The sequence below is a fragment of the Candidatus Kuenenbacteria bacterium genome (assembly GCA_012797775.1).
GTDB lineage: Bacteria > Patescibacteriota > Patescibacteriia > UBA2196 > GWA2-42-15 > JAAZMX01.
In genome coordinates this window covers 22,714-39,155 of record JAAZOM010000017.1, presented here as the reverse complement: position 1 = coordinate 39,155, position 16,442 = coordinate 22,714, and the positions used below count along the sequence as shown (strand labels likewise).

Below are 16,442 nucleotides of genomic sequence, written 5' to 3'. Positions count from 1 at the left end.
GTCGTTTTGGTAAATTTTTGGCCTGCAGCGCTTTTCCCAAGTGTAAAAATACCAAACCGCTAGACCAAGACACGGGTATTGCTTGTCCTAATTGTGGCAAGGGAAAAATAGTGGCTAAAAAAACCAAATCCAGAAAAACTTTTTATGCCTGCGACCAATACCCAAAATGTAAATTCGCCTTGTGGGCCAGGCCCTCGGGCAATAAGTGCCCCAAGTGCGGGAGCCTAATGATAAACGCCGGGAATAATGAAGAGAAGTGTTCAAATAATGATTGTGAGTAGGAAGTTGAGGGTGTAGCTTGGTAGGCAGTTAGGGAAATTTTGGTAATAAAAAATCCACTCTTTTTCTGAATGGGTCTTGATAAAGGCCGACTCAAAAAAATAGAGTGGATTTTTCATTTATTATTGTTTTTTTGACCCCTTAAAAAGGGTCGGGTCCAGCCGGTCGGGTGACCAGCTGAACCCTCGCCTCGTGAGGAGACAGCCGGAGATACACACAGCAATGTGAGTGCATTCCGGCTTTTTGGTGGGAGATTGTATATTAACACAAAATTAATTTTTGTCAACCCTTGTAGGCAAAAATCAATATGAATTGCCTTTTGACCCAAAAAATCGTAAGATAAAGATATATGAAGATAAAAGTCGGTTCAAAAAATCCAGCAAAGGTGAAAGCGGTCGAAGACACAATAAAAAACTATGCTCTGTTTGAAAGTTCACAAGTAGAGGGCATGGCCGCTGATTCACGAGTAAAAGAGCAACCAATCGGACTCGAGGAAACCATCGCTGGCGCCAAAAATAGAGCCCAAAATGCTTTTGTTGACTGCGAATATAGTTTTGGTTTAGAATCTGGACTCATCCCTATCCCGGAAACGAAAACTGGCTATATGGATCTGACTGTCTGTGCTATTTATGATGGCAAAGAGTTTCATTTGGGCACTTCAGCAATGTTTGAATACCCAAAAAAAATAACCAGCATGGCTATAAATGGCGAAGCGGAAATCAGCCAGGCGGCAAAAATTATGGGGCTAACGGAAAAGTCCAAGGTGGGCAACGAGGAAGGGATGATCGGGATTTTGACAAAGGGACGCTGGGACAGAAAGAGCCTAACTGCCCAAGCGATAATAACAGCCCTGATACATTTGGAGAACAAGGAATTATACTAATTTATTTTAGACTGGGCGCCCAAAAAGACTGCTTGGTGCCAAAGGTGGATTTTAATATTTATATGGTTCTGTCAACCACCTAGAAAATCATTTATTTTTAATTTTAGCTCTAAGCTATGACTATTGAGAGAATATTGGAAGTCATAAAATCAAAACACCCTGATATTGATCTGACTATGATACAGTTGGCTTATGAGGTGGCGGAGAAAGCACATGCCGGTCAAAAAAGAGCCAGCGGAGAAGACTATATCCAACACCCACTGGAAACAGCTTACAAGCTGGCAGAAATGGACATTGACATGCCAACAATAATTGCTGGGTTGCTTCATGATGTGCCAGAAGAAACTAGTCATACTTTGGAAGAAATAAAAAAAGACTTTGGCTCTGAGGTGGCGGATCTGGTGGCGGGGATTACCAAGCTCGGGACTATTAAATATCGCGGCCTGGAAAGGTATGCTGAGAATCTGCGCAAGATGTTTGTGGCTATGGCCGAGGATGTCAGAGTGGTATTTATAAAATTTGCGGATAGAATCCACAATCTTAAAACCCTTTACTCTCTTCGGCCGGTAAAACAACAGAGAATAGCCAAAGAAACATTGGAAATATACGCGCCAATAGCCAATCGACTGGGCATGAATGAATTGCAAAATGAGATGGAGGATTTGGCTTTCCCTTATGTTTATCCCGAAGAATACAAGTGGGTGATAGCTGTCTCAAAAAGACAATATGCGGAGAGACAAAGAGACGCTGAAACAATAATCAAAAAATTTAAATCCGAACTAAGAGAGTCGGGCTTGGAGGAATTTAATATTTATGGCCGGGCCAAACGTTATTATTCGCTTTATCAAAAGCTCCTGCGCAAGGACATGGACATAGATCGCATATATGATCTGGTGGCGGTCAGGATTATCGTCAATACGACTGATGAGTGCTACCGGGCACTCGGGATTATTCATTCTATCTGCAAACCGATGACGGGGAGAGTTAAAGACTACATTGCTCAGCCAAAACCAAATGGTTACCGCTCACTGCATACGACTGTTTATTATGATAATAAAATCGTGGAGTTCCAAATCCGCACCAAAGATATGGAGGCGGAGGCTGAGTGGGGTATAGCCGCGCACTGGACATTTAAAGAAAAATCCGGCCGTAGAACAAAAATCCCAGTTGATCCAGAAAAATTGAAGTGGATAAAAAGCCTTTTAAAACCAGGGGAAGAAACACACAAACCAGAAGAATATCTAGATAAACTAAAAATTGATTTTTTCAAAAGTCGAATTTTTGTTTTTACACCCAAGGGTGATGTGATCGATCTGCCAGAGGGGGCCATACCGATTGATTTTGCTTATCATATCCATACTTATATCGGTGATCATGCTACGGCGGCCAAGATAAATGGAAAAATGGAAACCTTGATTACGCCCCTCAAAAGCGGAGATATGGTAGAAATCACGGTAGATAAAAAAAGGGTCAAACCAGCTGAAGAGTGGCTAAACGAGGCGCAGACCAATCTAGCAAAAGAAAAAATAAAACAAGCCCTGAAAAAAGGTGAGGGCTTGTCGGCTATTTTCAAATTTTTTGGCAACTAAGAAGTAATATTCTCAATTATATTTTGGAGCTCTTCCTCGGAGTAAAACTCTATTTCTATAGCTCCCCCGCTTTGGCCCCGCATGTGGATAGAGACCTTGGTGCCAAGGGCACTCGATAATTTATTTTCCCAGTAAACAAGCTGGGAATCTTTTTTTGTTGAACGCAAATAAGATTTAACCTTTACTTTTTTTACCTCTCTTTCCACTTCTTTTACTGTCAGGTTGCCCTCTTTTGCCCGATGGAATATTTTCTTTTGTTCCTCCTCACCAACGCCAAGTATCAACTTGGCCTGGCTTTCAGAGATTTTGCCAGAGGATAGGGCGGTCTGGATATCAACCGGCAGATTCAATAAGCGCAAACTATTATTAAGGGTACTCCTAGCGATACCCAACCTCTTGGCTGCTTCCTCTTGGGTGAGATTGAAATCATCAATCAGTTGCTTGTAGGCTTCTGCTTTTTCAATGGGGTTTAAATCTTCGCGCTGGATATTTTCAATCAAAGACAACTCCAATTTTTCCAAATCCTTGGCCGTGCGCACAATGGCTGGTACGGTTTTTAGATTTAATTCCTTGGCGGCACGGAGGCGCCTTTCGCCAGCTACTAATTCATATTTGCCACCCATAGTCTGGGTGACAACGAGCGGCTGAATAATGCCGTGTTCGCGAATAGAATTTTTGAGGCTTTCCAAAGCGTGCGGCAAAAATTCCTTACGGGGCTGATAAGGGTTTATCTGGATCAGAGATGGAGGAACGTGGATGATTTGATTGGAGACACCGGAATTTGATTTGGGGAAGTAGCTAGCTGGGCTGACAGGGCCACGACGGCTGGAATTATCGCCCAAGGAATGATCCTTTTTGGGGATAAGGGAAGACAGACCGCGGCCAAGCGGACGGGAAGAATTATTGTTGGTAAAAGGATTTTGATCTGGAAAAGACATATTTTTAATTTTCTAACATTATTATTTCTTTGGCTAATTTCTCATAAGCTTTGGCGCCGGTAGATTTACGGTCGTAATGGAGAATAGAGCGCCCAAAAGATGGAGCTTCGGCTAGGCGGATATTTCTCGGGATAACGGTCCTAAAAATACGGTTGGGGAAATAGCGATAAAGCTCATCAAAAATTTCCTGAGTTAGCTTGTGTTTATCATCATACATGGTCATGATAGCCCCAAGAATTTTTAATTCCGGTTTGATGTTTTCTTTGACCAGATTAATGGTATTCAAAAGCTGACTCAAACCTTCTAGAGCGTAATATTCACACTGTACTGGAATAAGGATTTCATCAGCGGCCACGAGACCATTGATGGTCAGAATGCCAAGTGAGGGCGGCGAGTCAATAATAATATAATCATAACGTGAACGAATATCTTTTATGTTGCTGTGAAGTTTGAATTCTCTGTCGTCATGGGAGACGAGCTCAATATTAGCAGCGGCGAGATTTTGATTGGCCGGAGCAAGGTGTAGATTCTCGTGGGTAGTGGGGTGAATAATATCAGCGATACTGTAGGGGCCAACCAATACTTCATAAAGACCATTATTGATATTTTTAAAATCAATACCCAGACCTGATGAGGCATTGCCCTGCGGGTCAAGGTCCACTAATAAAACTAACTTGCCCAGATGGGCAAGATAAGCGGCCAGATTGACCGAGGTGGTAGTTTTGCCTACCCCGCCTTTTTGATTAACAATAGAGATAACGCGTGCCATAAAATAGATAAGCGGTAAATCGCTTGATTTAATTATATCAGAATAATATGTTTTTGAAAGATTGGGAAGTGTTGACAATATTCAACTCTTTCATTAGAATAAAAATAATTGAAGAAATGCCGAAGTGGCGGAATTGGTAGACGCGCACGACTCAAAATCGTGTGGAGAAATCCATGAGAGTTCGATTCTCTCCTTCGGCACCAGAATATTTGCTAGATAATAAAAATTCCTGTATAATAGCAAAGAAGGTTGGAAAACCTTTTTTAATTATCTAAATCAATAACGCGGGGTAGAGTCCCGCGGCCGCGGGACGAGGCCTATAACAAAATAACATATGTCGCATGTTGTTTATGTGATACAATGTGATGAGGGCAAATATTATATTGGCTCAACTAATGATATTGCAAGACGGCTAATACAACATAATACTGGAAGATCAAGATGGACTAGCAAATATAAAAATTGGAAACTTGTTTATCAAGAAAATTTTGAGAGTAAAACGGAGTCGATAAAAAGAGAAAAGGTTTTAAAAAAGATGAAGGGTGGTGATGCATTTAAAAAGATAATCAATAACGCGGGGTAGAGCAGCCTGGCAGCTCGCGAGGCCCATAACCTCGAGGTCGTGGGTTCAAATCCCACCCCCGCAACCAATGTGAACGAAGAGAGGCGAAAGCCTCTTTTTTAGTTGTATTTACAAGGCCTTTCTCTGGTTCCAACCTTTTATATTCTTTTTCTAATTTAGGATAATTTTCACTAATTGTCTTTAGCCATTTATTTGGGCTAATTTCCAATATCCCATTTTTAAGTGTTGGGTTCTGACCTATGGCTCGCAATATCTCTTTTTTTGCCTGTAAGTTGCCAACCGAAAAAGCCGCTCTAGCATATGTTACAAACTCAAAAGTTTTTTCTGTTAGTTCTAACCATCGTTCAGTGCGAGTTTCCGTTTCTCTTAAATCATTCTTTATTCTAGTAATTTTGTTTTGTAAATCACCCTTCTCTTTTAAATAAGTTTCGTCATCAATTAACTTTTTATATCTCATTTTTGTAAGTTCATCAAGCTCATTCTGTGTTGACGTTAGTGTTTTGTGCTGGTTCTCGTAAATCTTCCGCCTCTCATCAATCTCTTTGCTGTTATGCTTGCTCAAATATTCTAACGCCCAGTCTCTGAACTCTGGAAGTATGGTGTACTTTCCTAGTTCTTCATCTATTTGCTGTTCTAGGTCTTCTTCCCGTATATTTTTTCTTTGTGAACAATTAAAGTCTTTTTTCTTGCGAGTACAAAAATAATAAACGTATCTTTTTACCTCACCAGTGCATTTTATATGTTTAAATTTTTCAGTAGCTGTTATTAAACAGCCACACTCACCACAACGAATATAACCAGTATAAGCAAAATCTAGTTTTTTGGGTCTGGGTTTTCCCTTCCTCCCCATTATCACCTGCGCTCTATCAAACTCTTCTAAGGTTACCATGGGTTCGTGTTTGCCTTCATACTCCCGCCCACCATAACTGAGTAACCCAGCATAAAAAGGGTTAGTGAAAATTCTATATATTCCACTTCTCGATAATGGCTTGCCCCCAATTTTTCTCCCTCTTTTTGTTTTTAGACCCCATTTTTCATTTGAAATTTTTAAAATTTTTGGTGGAGTATAATTACCACTAAGCAACATTTCCCACATTCTTCTTATCATATCAAACCTATCTATATCCTTAATAATTATTTTTTCTCCCATTTCATTTCTATCATTTATATAACCCAGTGGAGCGAAGTTTGGGAGCCACCCTCTTTCTAGCTTCCTTTGTCTTCCTCTCATCGTAGTTTTGCGTAAATCAATAATATATTGATTGGCATTGCCAGTTTCAATATTAAAAAGCAAAACATTATCTTCTGGCAAAAATTCTTTATCAATTGTTTGTATAGATTTTATAATTCCATTTTGCAGTAACCACCCGACTTCGGCACTGTCAATGGGATTTCTGCTTAATCTGTTGATATTCCAGCATAATATACCATTGGCGTCACCGGCCTCTATCCTCTCCATCATCTCCTTGAATATCGGCCTATTTTTTGGCTGTTTTGCTGATTTGGCCTCAGTATAAGTTTTTATAATAGTTAAGCGATAATCGCTAGCAATTCTTTTCATTCTCTCAACCTGGTCATCAATTGACTGGATTTGCCTATCCTCACTCTCAGAAGACTTGCGTGCATAAAGGAAATATTTAATGTTCTTTCTTTCTGCATCATTCATATAATTTTAATTTTAATAAACAAAAAGGGCGGTCTGGTTGACCCAACTATAATTACCAAAGGTAATTTTCGTCGGCAGACCGCCCATTTCGGGGGGCGAAAATAATAAAACCTCTGGTATTTATTAATAGTGGGTCAACATTTTTATTCTATCACCTTTTCGCCAAATAATCAAACTTATTAGCCATTTTAATCCAACCCGCATTAGACCTGTTTCTCACCTTTAAGTATTGAAGATATCTCTTTGTGGGTTTGCCATTATAAAATATTCTTTTAACCTTATTATAAGCCCTTTCTACATCTGTTTCGCAAACCGAACCCACCCGGTACTTGCCCCCTTCGAACTGGGCTTGATAAGCTATGTTTGCACAATAGCGGCAACCAAAATATTTGCCCGTCCCGTAAAGCACTCCAACCCTACGGCCACAATAAATCCCTTTTTTATATAGTGGGCATTTAAACCAATATCTAACGCCGCCAAAATAACAATGGGTTTTTGCAAGGGGCACCTTTAATTCAATGTCATTTTTTTCCCCCGACCAATAATCAGTATGAATATACTTTAATTTAATATAGACATCTTCGTGCTCTGTCCCCCAATCATCTCTATATACGTAAAAATTGATACCGTTTTTGTCCCCGCTAAAGTTATGTGTCCATGTAATCCCCCCTGATTGCAAACTGTAATCTTTGTTTAAATATCCATATTTTTTTAGCCAGAATATACTAAATGCTTGGGATTGTTCTGCAATTCTTCTAGCCATATTATAGTAGCCGAAATCATTAAAGTTTTAATCCTTTTGAAATTATTTAAAAAATAGAAATAACTATATAGTTTTTTATAACAGTATATTAATATCACATTATAGGACCATAACTATATAGTCCTATATAGTTATATATAACTATAATGGCACATCATCTACACTTACCTCTGTGCTATCGAGCCTTCCCTCATTGAATTTCTCTAGAGCTCTCTGCTCTATTTTTCCCCATTCATTTTTATCTGGAGTAAAGAAGAGATGGAACCACTTATCATTCCCCATGCTTTTAGATGGGGGATAGAGTTTAAATTTATTTTTATTACTTTCATAATGAGTAGCGACCACCTTAAATCCTCTGACCTCAAACTGGCCAATAACAAGGGTCATTGTAGCAGGCATATTATCATCATTTTTAAACTTAAAATTAAACTCTAGTTCATCAATATTTATCTTCATGGTCATATTTGTATCAACTGGTAATCTACTCTCGCTAGAGAGCCTATTTGGACTTGTTTTTAGTTGCCCTCAGCGCTTTTGTTTAGCTTCTCCAGATGAGCAATTATGCACCTCTTATCTCTGGGTGAATATTCGTTTTTATCCACTAATTTATTAAACCAGCGATGGATGGTTTGCTCCCCAAATTTCTGCTTTGCTATAGCCCGGCAAAAACACTGATAATCAGACCAAAATGGCTGACTATTTTTAATATGATTAAATCTTCTTTCTAAACTTCTCATAATTTTCTTTTGTTATTGGTTTGTATATGTTTCTCACAAGAACTAAAAGGCTGCTAGCTTGTTCTAGGGCAAATTCTCGGCTAATTTCTTCGTTAAAACTGACTTTCCAGAGCTTCTGAAATTCTTTTAGTTCTTCAGAGGAAAGCATATTATCCGTTATAAATTCTTGTTTTTAGCTCTTTGAGATAATTAAAAAAGGCTTTAGGCTCAACCAAAAGCTCATTAGTCCAGTATTGCTGGGTTATCTCATCAATTTTTTCATCTCTTTTCACTATAAAAACGACCTTTTTAGGGTTCTGCTTGTCAATGGCGTCGACAGCATACCCATAAGAACAAAGTGTAGCAATCAGGCAAATATCCTGGTGTCGGAAGAAATCATTTTCATTTAAATACATATATTATTTATAATAATTTCTAATCAGTGCAATTACATTTTCTCTTAACAGCAATGCTTGAACAAAGCTTAAAAATAAAAAATTAAGAACAAAAAAAGACCGTATTTAAACGGCTTTTCAATTTATCCACTTTTTAAGCTTTGTTTAATCTTTTTTCAGCCTTAGCTTAAAAGCTTTTTCCATAATAATCTCTTTTTCTATATTGAACTCAATCATGTCATTTTTTCTTCTGAGTATTTTCTGAGGGGGCAAACCTGTTTTCGAATATAGTTTATTTTTTTTATTAGAATTAAAATAATCTATAATAGATTTTTTATGTTTTACCTCTTCTCCAAACGCAATTTTGTAAAAGTTGCCCCAACTCTCATTATTTTGCAGGTTAACTTCTATATAGTTTTTAAAATCATCATTTACTGCAACCATTAAGTCAGAGCCAATTTTACACAAAGTAATTTTGTTAATTGTATCATCACCCCTGATAAAGCTTTTATTTTGGGGAGAAATAAGCTGTTTTTTAATTTCATTGTTTACTCGCTTTGCAAGGTATAAATAGTTCTCTCTATCAAAGAAGCTATTTCTTCCTATCCCTTGTTTTTTGGCTTTATCTATCTCATTCACATATATAGTTTGCCACCACCCGTTTATATTGTATATGTCAGGTACATCTTCTTCGTTGTTTATATTTTTATGTATAGAATATATTTTTTCGTATGAACCCCACACCTCCGTTTTTCTTTTTTTACTGAGCTTGTTCTTAAGGTCATTATTTTTTTTAATAAGGTTTTCTGTCTTGTCGTCAAATACAAATTTATCGCCATCATCTTTTTTATTTTTTTTAAAAATGTCAGCGGGAATAAGGTTTCTACTTAAATTATCAATGGATATACAGGTGTCAAGCAGTGTGTCGTAAAGCGTCATAGTTTTTCCATATGTTCCTGGCCGCTCTTCATTTTGAAGCAATCTATCAAATTTTTTCAATAACTCAATTATTTTATTATCTTTTAATCTTTTATCACCAATTATTTTCTCTATCTTATCCTTTGTTTTTTTAAGTATTAATATAATCTGTTCATTGTTTCTTTTTATATCCTCAACAATTTCATCTCTCTCTTTTAGTATTTTGAGCTCTATTATTCTCTTAGTTACTTCATTTTCTGAGATAAATTTTGCATAATCAGCTATGGCTAATAAAAAATCAAAACCACTTTTATCGCAGTTTTCAATATTATTTAAATGACTATCTAATATTTCTTCTATTTTCATAGTAATTTTAATCATCATTTATGGTTAAAATAGCATTTTTGCGGTAATTTTTCAAATTAGTATTGATTTTTAAAAATTTTTAGGTTAATCTAAAAGTATAACAATTTAATGCCTAAACTCACTTGAGCATGGCGTTGAAATCCATGCAAGGTAAAGAACTCCTCGTTCAGTACCTTGCATGGTCATGCCTCGAAAGAGGCTTGGGTAGGCACTAAGCTATCGCTGGCGAGGAGCTTTTTGTTTTTTAAAACAATGAATATAATAATTAAAAAAATATGAATATGAAAAAAATATTTATTACTCTTATTGTCCTTGCTACTCTTGTACCATCATCATTATTAAGTAATGATGCATTGGCTATAACTCAAAACCAGCTTAACTCAACGGTGCAAATATTGTGCCCAGATAGTTATGGAAATTGGTACAGCGGTTCTGGTACGATAATTGACCCCAAGGGGATTATATTGACAAATAAGCACGTCGTAACCGATGAATATGGTGAAATAATAAAAGCATGCGCAATTGGCTTTATTCAGTCAATAAACCAGGAACCAATTTTTAAAACGGATGGGGAGGTCAATGCGGCCGAGGTTAAATATTATACAACATCCGAGGACATGGATGCGGCTATTTTATATATAAGCAACAAACAAAAAAAGGTCTACCCATATGTAAACATTTGGAGTTCAAGTGCCAATGCCTTAAAGTTTGGAGACAAAATCGAAGCCATAGGATTTCCAAGTATAGGTGGTGCCACTATAACTTACACCTCGGGAGATTTTAGCGGCTTTGGCAGCAAAATTAATGGAACTCAAAACTATATAAAAACAACAGTATCACTAGAGCATGGAAACTCTGGAGGCTCATCATACAGCCCAAATGGGCAATTTTTGGGCATACCAACAATGGTTGTGGTTGGCTCTTTAAGCTCTATGAGTTATATTCTTTCTATTGACAGTATAAAAAACTGGCTATCTGGGATTATGGGGCAATATTATAACAATGAGTTGCCCAAGCAAGAGCCGAAGATAGAAAAACAAATTTCTAATATCCAAAATGATGTCACTCCACCGTTTCTAGAGGAATTCGGTTTGGGGTATTATGGTTATCAAGAAAACCAGGAAAAGGAAGTGGCTTGGAGATATTGGGATGTCAATAGCAAAACATCACAAATTGAACCGTGGGGTCGAGTAAAATTTTTTTGGTACGAGGGTTGTAATTTTAAAGAATGTATAAATGACAATAGCGGCGTAATAAAGGGATATTATTATTATTTTGGCCAAAATCCCAATGCAGACCCAAAGATATATGGTAAATTTATATCAAGTAATGAATTAGTAAAAAAGCCAGAAGATGCTTCTTATTATAGCTACTTAAATGGCTCGACAAAGGTAGTATTACCAGAAATAATCCAAATTAAAAATGAGGGTAGATATTACTTCATATTACAAGCGGTAGATATAAACAACAATGTATCAAATCAGCTAATTAATTTCGAATATGTTTACGAGAAAGAAGATTTTAAGGATATAAAAGGATTAGAAATTTTTGACATAAATAAGAAAAAAATAGCTGATATTAGCTATAATAACTTTGATTTTTGGAATAAATTTTATAGTAAATATGAAATATATACGAACCAAAAGGTATTATATATAAAACCAGATTATGGCTATTCTACTAATGGGGTTTATTACCTCGTAAAAAAATGGGATGAGGCGTGTGGGTTGGATAGATGTAGCGGGGCAATTTATGGTAAGGACGGGTTAGCAAAGTGGAGTTATGGCGATGGAGATATGTTTTATTTAAAACCATTTAGCCAAAACAAAACGGACTATTTTTCGAATAACCACCAACTATTAAAAATTAAATTTGTAAGTAGCCTTACCCAAAAAATTACATCTGGTGACAATTCTGAACTAAAAATTAACTATAATAATACTCCTAATGGTAGTTATAATGATGTCGCTAGCCGCCTAAAGGGCAGACTACTTCTCCAGGTAGAGGACAAGGGACGTATTTGGTATGTAGATTTTGAAGGTAAAAGGTATGAAATAACATTTGCTAACGCTATGCCATTATTTCAAAAATTATCACTTGGTATTTCCAACTCTGATTTAGATAAAATTCCAACCAACGACGATAATTGGCATTCAACAATCGGGGATAGACTTAAAGGTAGGTTACTTCTTCAAGTAGAGGACAAGGGACGTATTTGGTATGTAGATTTTGCAGGCAAGCGCTGGGAGGCCACATGGAGTAATCTCATGGATTTATTTGAGAGCCTTTCTCTTGGTATAACTAATAATGATTTAAATAAAATAGTGGGCGGTAGCCTTTAATTAGTTATTAAAACATTTTTTGTATTTGGTATATAAAAGTCTTCTTTCATTGCAGTTCTAACATCATCCACTATACTCAACCAAAAATCCGACTCATAAGAGGCGGATTTTTGAATATCCCAACATTGTGCTATGTTGATAGTATGAGAAATAAGGTAATATTTTTAATTTTAATAATCATCGGTCTAGGTTTGTTTTTTGGCTGGCCGAGGACAATCAACCAGCCAGAGATAAATAATGCTCTAGTAGAGAAGCCGGCGATAAAGGCAGTAGAGCAAATAGAACCAGAAAAAGTGCTACCGGCGGCGGAAATAGCCGAAGAGGAGAATGGCGGAATGGTCGAAGATTTGCCGGCGGAAGAATTACTGGCCAAAAAGGCTTTAATTGCTGTCCCCTTTTTGAGCCAGGCACCTTTCGCCAATTGGGACCCTTTGCATGAGGATGCTTGCGAAGAAGCGAGTTTGATTATGCTCAAATATTTTTTGGATGGCAAAAAAACAATCACTAAAGAAACAGGTGAAGAGGAGATCCAAGCGCTCGTAAAATATGAGGAGGAAAATGGTTTTAGTTTAAGTATAACTTTGACTGAATTGAGTAATCTGGCTAAATCATACTATGGACTAAGTAACGGCCGAGTGGAAACAGATATTAATATAGAAAAAATAAAAGAGGAATTGCGAGCGGGCAGGCCGGTGATTGTGGGGGCGGCAGGGAAAATTTTGGATAACCCAAACTTCAAAAATGGCGGTCCGATTTATCATATGCTCGTAATCAAAGGTTATGATGAGAGTGGCTTTATCACCAATGACCCGGGTACGAGAAAGGGTGAGGGTTTTCGCTATACGGAAGCAAATTTATTCGAGGCGGTTCATGACTGGGATGAAAATAATATTTTAAATGGACAAAAAGCTTATTTGGTTTTTGATTAAAAAATCTTGACTTGGACACTTTTTTTCTGTATATTATAAACAACCTAAGAAAAATATGGCGGGGTAGCTCAGCCGGTTAGAGCGCGGCACTCATAACGCCGAGGTCGAGGGTTCGAGACCCTCCCCCGCTACCAGAATATTATTGAACAGCCGGTTAGAGCGCGGCGTTTTGATATGTCACCGGCATATCAAAACTAACGCCGAGGTCGAGGGTTCGAGACCCTCCCCCGCTATTTTTGAAAACACAAAACTCAATTAACAAAACCCAGATAATATTTTCCTATCTTTAGTTTTGTTGTCTGAGTTTTGAGTTTTTATTTTATGTACCAAATCGTCCATGGAGCCGCAGGTATAATGATTGGGTCAAGGGTGGGTAGTCCGCTCTTGGCTTTTATTTTGGGCTTTTTTTCTCATTTTATTCTGGATGCTATACCACATGATAGTAAAGAAGCTAGAGACTGGGAAAACAATGGCACGGATAAGTTTGTCAAAAAAGTCGCGCTAGAGGCGATTCTTGATCTGTGGAGCCTGATAATACTAGTCCTGATAATGCAGGAGGGTTCGGGAATATATTTGAGCTACCCGATGATTGCGGGGCTTTTGGGCGGAATTCTGCCAGATTATATCTGGGGGCTGACCGAATTATTCAAAATCAAAAACCGAGCCCTGGAAAAATTCAAATTCTGGCATGAAAAAATTCACGCTCTTTTTTTCAAACCGATCTATCTGCCACTAAAATATACAGCCGTGATCCAGGCGGTGACTTTGATAATTTTGATTGCTTCATTAAATATTTAATATGTATTTAGTCGTACACGGTGTAGCCGGCATGGTCATCGGCAAACAAATAACCAATCCTGCTTGGTCTTTCATTGTTTCTTTTATTATACATTTTATACTGGATATGGTCCCCCATGATAATGTAGAATTGAAAAAATGGATGAAAGCGGGACAAGAGAAAGAAAAGTTTATGTTGGTTGGGTTGCTAGATGTTTTGCTTTTGGCGATAATAATTGCTCTTCTAGACAAAAATCAGCTTGGCGTAACGAAACCATCGGTAATCACTGGAATACTCGGCGGATTGTTGCCAGACCTAATATGGGTTTTTGGAATATTGATAAAAACAAAAAACCGCCTAGCGGTTTGGTTTAGAGAAAAACACACAATGATCCACACACTTTTTTATAAAAAATCTTTTGTTTCAAATTTTGTCTCCAATTCTATACAAATTGTCTTTTTGGTTATTTTCGTGGCCGGTTTTATTCTGTTGTAAATAATTAAAATAACCCCTTTATTTATACCTAACCTCTTTTACGGCGGGTATTTTTTGTTTGATTATTTCACCAATACCCTCACCAAAGGTCATATCCGCCATAGCACAACCATGGCAAGCACCCTTGATTTTTAATTCCACGATACAATCTTTGACTGACTCTAATTCGACGTCGCCGCCGTGCATCTGGAGGGAGGGGCGGACTTCGTCGAGAATTTTATTAATTTGTGATTTAATATCTTTCATATTTTTTATCAAATTTATCCTGAGCCCCGCATTGAGTTTGCGGGGCGAAGGATCCCGTTTCTATTTAATGTTATGCTAATTATAGCCAATGACCGTCTAGGCGGGATTCGGGATAAACTATAATTTATTTCCTTCATAATTCTGTATCGCCGCTCTTAGCGCCTGATCACCCAAAACAGAACAATGAATTTTTCTTGGTGGTAGTCCGCCAAGCTCTTTAAGAATATCTTTGGGGGTCAGCTTTTGAGCTTCAACCAATTTCATGCCACCACGGCGAGTCACCATGACGGACAACATAGAGGTAGAAGCAATGGCCGAAGCACAACCAAAGGTGCGCCAAGTACATTTTTTGATGCGCTCGGTTTTGGGATTGACTTTGATCCAAATAGTCATGACATCGCCACAAGCCGGGGAACCAACTGTGCCCACGCCATTGAATTCTCCTTTGTGGGGGTCTTTGAGCTGGACATTTTTTGGACGGAAAAAGTGTTCCTTAACGACATTGGAATAAAGCCATGAGGATTTCTGATCTTGCCCTAAAACATCTTTTTTTGAGGTTGTTTTGTTCTTCATAAAATTAATATTTTACTGCTGACATACCACGCAGATCTTTGATAATTTTTGGTAAAACCCTTAAAACATAATCAAGGTCTTTTTTGGTGGTGCTAGAACCAAAAGTAAAACGAATAGAACCATGAGCATGTTCGGCCTCGTGGCCGAGAGCCGTGATAACATGAGACGGTTCAAGGCTCAGGCTGTGGCAGGCTGAGCCAGTAGAAATATAAATACCCAGGCTGTCTAATTTTAACATAACCGACTCACCCTCTACTCCCAAAAAAGAAATATTGACATTGTTGGGCAAGCGCAGGGTGGGGTGGCCATTAAGAGCTGTATTCTTGATTTTTAGAACCTCCATTATAAAATAGTCTCGCAACTTATTAAGACGGGTAACCTCTTTCTTTTTTGATTTTTGGGCCAAATCAAGCGCTTTGGCAAAGCCAATAATACCAGGGACATTTTCTGTGCCCGGACGTAGTCCATATTCTTGGTCACCGCCGTATAATATAGGATCTAATTTGATATTTTTATTTTTATACAAGATGCCCGTCTGTTTGGGGCCATAAATCTTGGAGCCATTTAGCGTCATGAGATCAACGCCCAAATTTTCTATGCTTAAATCTAAATAGCCGGCTGCCTGGCAAGCATCCGTATGAAATATGGGGAAGCGAGGCTCTTTGGAGACTGTGTCAACCCGTTGAATGTGGCGGTAATTTTTGATGACGTGGGCGATTTCGGCAATGGGCTCAATAGTGCCAATTTCATTGTTGGCGTACATGACACTGACAAGGATGGTGTTGGGGCGGAGAGATTTCATAATATCTCTCTGGTTGACCAGACCATATTTATCAACTGGTAGATAAGTCACACTAAATCCTCTCTTCTCCAGAGCTTTAAAGCTATTGAGTACGGCTGAGTGTTCGATGTTGGTGGTAATTAGGTGATAGTTTTTGGCATTACCCAAGAACTGGTTGGCTACTCCAAAAATAGCCAGATTGTCTGACTCCGTGCCGCCAGAAGTAAAGATAATTTCGCTGGGTTCACAATCAAGAATTTTGGCAATGCTGGTGCGAGCGGCACCAATGGCTTGGGCGGCCTCTCGTCCCAATCTATAAAGAGAGGAGGGATTGCCAAATTTTTTAACGCCAAAATCGGCCATGGCTTTGGCCACTTCTTTGTTTAGTGGGGTGGTAGAGGCGTGGTCGAGATAAATCATAAAAATAGCAAAA

General features: G+C 38.0%; 19 protein-coding genes, 3 tRNA genes and 2 pseudogenes. 11 read left to right on the top strand and 13 right to left on the bottom strand.

The window, feature by feature from the left end:
- The 3 genes from GYA54_02280 to GYA54_02270 form a co-directional block, all read left to right on the top strand.
- Nucleotides 1–281, top strand: a 281-nt coding sequence (locus GYA54_02280; protein ID NMC51534.1) for a DNA topoisomerase I, incomplete at its 5' end; no start/stop codon positions are given.
- Nucleotides 282–628: 347 nt separating this feature from the next.
- Nucleotides 629–1,162, top strand: a complete 534-nt coding sequence (gene yjjX / locus GYA54_02275) for an inosine/xanthosine triphosphatase (protein NMC51533.1) — start codon at nucleotides 629–631, stop codon at nucleotides 1,160–1,162.
- A 116-nt stretch (nucleotides 1,163–1,278) separates the two neighbouring features.
- Complete coding sequence (locus GYA54_02270) at nucleotides 1,279–2,751, top strand: bifunctional (p)ppGpp synthetase/guanosine-3',5'-bis(diphosphate) 3'-pyrophosphohydrolase (protein ID NMC51532.1); 1,473 nt, start codon at nucleotides 1,279–1,281, stop codon at nucleotides 2,749–2,751.
- Here GYA54_02270 and GYA54_02265 read toward each other — a convergent pair.
- Both GYA54_02265 and GYA54_02260 read right to left on the bottom strand, forming a co-directional pair.
- Nucleotides 2,748–3,689: a ParB/RepB/Spo0J family partition protein gene (locus GYA54_02265; protein ID NMC51531.1), complete on the bottom strand. Its 942-nt coding sequence runs from the start codon at nucleotides 3,687–3,689 to the stop codon at nucleotides 2,748–2,750. The two genes, GYA54_02270 and GYA54_02265, sit on opposite strands and share 4 nt — an antisense overlap.
- Before the next feature lie 4 nt (nucleotides 3,690–3,693).
- Nucleotides 3,694–4,458: a ParA family protein gene (locus GYA54_02260; protein NMC51530.1), complete on the bottom strand. Its 765-nt coding sequence runs from the start codon at nucleotides 4,456–4,458 to the stop codon at nucleotides 3,694–3,696.
- 118 nt (nucleotides 4,459–4,576) lie between these two features.
- Between GYA54_02260 and GYA54_02255 the strand changes: the two genes are divergently transcribed.
- The 3 genes from GYA54_02255 to GYA54_02245 all read left to right on the top strand — a co-directional run bounded on the left by GYA54_02255 (nucleotide 4,577) and on the right by GYA54_02245 (nucleotide 5,108).
- A tRNA-Leu gene (locus tag GYA54_02255) sits at nucleotides 4,577–4,661 on the top strand.
- A 131-nt stretch (nucleotides 4,662–4,792) separates the two neighbouring features.
- Complete coding sequence (locus GYA54_02250) at nucleotides 4,793–5,041, top strand: GIY-YIG nuclease family protein (GenBank protein NMC51529.1); 249 nt, start codon at nucleotides 4,793–4,795, stop codon at nucleotides 5,039–5,041.
- Nucleotides 5,032–5,108: transfer RNA gene (locus tag GYA54_02245), tRNA-Met, on the top strand. Before GYA54_02250 ends, GYA54_02245 begins: the two co-directional genes overlap by 10 nt.
- A gap of 546 nt (nucleotides 5,109–5,654) precedes the next feature.
- On the opposite strand, the pseudogene GYA54_02240 reads toward GYA54_02245, so the two are convergent.
- The 8 genes and pseudogenes from GYA54_02240 to GYA54_02205 all read right to left on the bottom strand — a co-directional run bounded on the left by GYA54_02240 (nucleotide 5,655) and on the right by GYA54_02205 (nucleotide 9,865).
- Nucleotides 5,655–5,930: pseudogene (locus GYA54_02240) on the bottom strand (hypothetical protein).
- A 309-nt stretch (nucleotides 5,931–6,239) separates the two neighbouring features.
- Nucleotides 6,240–6,707, bottom strand: a pseudogene (locus GYA54_02235) (recombinase family protein).
- A 151-nt stretch (nucleotides 6,708–6,858) separates the two neighbouring features.
- Nucleotides 6,859–7,470, bottom strand: coding sequence for a hypothetical protein (locus GYA54_02230; GenBank protein ID NMC51528.1), 612 nt, complete (start codon nucleotides 7,468–7,470; stop codon nucleotides 6,859–6,861).
- Between the two features lie 141 nt (nucleotides 7,471–7,611).
- Nucleotides 7,612–7,932, bottom strand: a complete 321-nt coding sequence (locus GYA54_02225; GenBank protein NMC51527.1) for a hypothetical protein — start codon at nucleotides 7,930–7,932, stop codon at nucleotides 7,612–7,614.
- A 53-nt stretch (nucleotides 7,933–7,985) separates the two neighbouring features.
- A complete protein-coding gene (locus GYA54_02220; protein ID NMC51526.1) occupies nucleotides 7,986–8,207 on the bottom strand; it encodes a hypothetical protein in 222 nt (73 codons plus the stop codon).
- The gene (locus GYA54_02215) at nucleotides 8,182–8,355 is read right to left on the bottom strand and encodes a hypothetical protein (GenBank protein NMC51525.1); all 174 of its coding nucleotides are present in this window, start codon (nucleotides 8,353–8,355) and stop codon (nucleotides 8,182–8,184) included. The genes GYA54_02220 and GYA54_02215 overlap by 26 nt, the downstream gene beginning before the upstream one ends.
- 1 nt (nucleotide 8,356) lies before the next feature.
- Complete coding sequence (locus tag GYA54_02210; protein NMC51524.1) at nucleotides 8,357–8,602, bottom strand: hypothetical protein; 246 nt, start codon at nucleotides 8,600–8,602, stop codon at nucleotides 8,357–8,359.
- 144 nt (nucleotides 8,603–8,746) lie between these two features.
- Entirely contained in the window at nucleotides 8,747–9,865 is a 1,119-nt protein-coding gene (locus tag GYA54_02205) for a hypothetical protein (protein NMC51523.1), read from the bottom strand.
- A gap of 275 nt (nucleotides 9,866–10,140) precedes the next feature.
- Between GYA54_02205 and GYA54_02200 the strand changes: the two genes are divergently transcribed.
- The 5 genes from GYA54_02200 (at nucleotide 10,141) to GYA54_02180 (ending at nucleotide 14,409) form a co-directional block, all read left to right on the top strand.
- Nucleotides 10,141–12,207: a serine protease gene (locus tag GYA54_02200; GenBank protein ID NMC51522.1), complete on the top strand. Its 2,067-nt coding sequence runs from the start codon at nucleotides 10,141–10,143 to the stop codon at nucleotides 12,205–12,207.
- 143 nt (nucleotides 12,208–12,350) lie between these two features.
- Complete coding sequence (locus GYA54_02195; GenBank protein ID NMC51521.1) at nucleotides 12,351–13,136, top strand: hypothetical protein; 786 nt, start codon at nucleotides 12,351–12,353, stop codon at nucleotides 13,134–13,136.
- A gap of 57 nt (nucleotides 13,137–13,193) precedes the next feature.
- Nucleotides 13,194–13,270 (top strand) — tRNA-Met (locus tag GYA54_02190).
- Nucleotides 13,271–13,457: 187 nt separating this feature from the next.
- Nucleotides 13,458–13,934, top strand: coding sequence for a hypothetical protein (locus tag GYA54_02185; protein NMC51520.1), 477 nt, complete (start codon nucleotides 13,458–13,460; stop codon nucleotides 13,932–13,934).
- 1 nt (nucleotide 13,935) lies between these two features.
- Nucleotides 13,936–14,409 carry a hypothetical protein gene (locus GYA54_02180; GenBank protein ID NMC51519.1) on the top strand — a complete coding sequence of 158 codons (474 nt, stop codon included), beginning with the start codon at nucleotides 13,936–13,938 and terminating at the stop codon, nucleotides 14,407–14,409.
- A gap of 18 nt (nucleotides 14,410–14,427) precedes the next feature.
- Here GYA54_02180 and GYA54_02175 read toward each other — a convergent pair whose 3' ends face one another.
- The 3 genes from GYA54_02175 to GYA54_02165 form a co-directional block, all read right to left on the bottom strand.
- Nucleotides 14,428–14,655, bottom strand: a complete 228-nt coding sequence (locus GYA54_02175) for a NifU family protein (GenBank protein NMC51518.1) — start codon at nucleotides 14,653–14,655, stop codon at nucleotides 14,428–14,430.
- A gap of 117 nt (nucleotides 14,656–14,772) precedes the next feature.
- A complete protein-coding gene (locus tag GYA54_02170; protein ID NMC51517.1) occupies nucleotides 14,773–15,228 on the bottom strand; it encodes an iron-sulfur cluster assembly scaffold protein in 456 nt (151 codons plus the stop codon).
- Between the two features lie 4 nt (nucleotides 15,229–15,232).
- Entirely contained in the window at nucleotides 15,233–16,435 is a 1,203-nt protein-coding gene (locus GYA54_02165; protein ID NMC51516.1) for a cysteine desulfurase, read from the bottom strand.
- Nucleotides 16,436–16,442 lie beyond the last annotated feature (7 nt).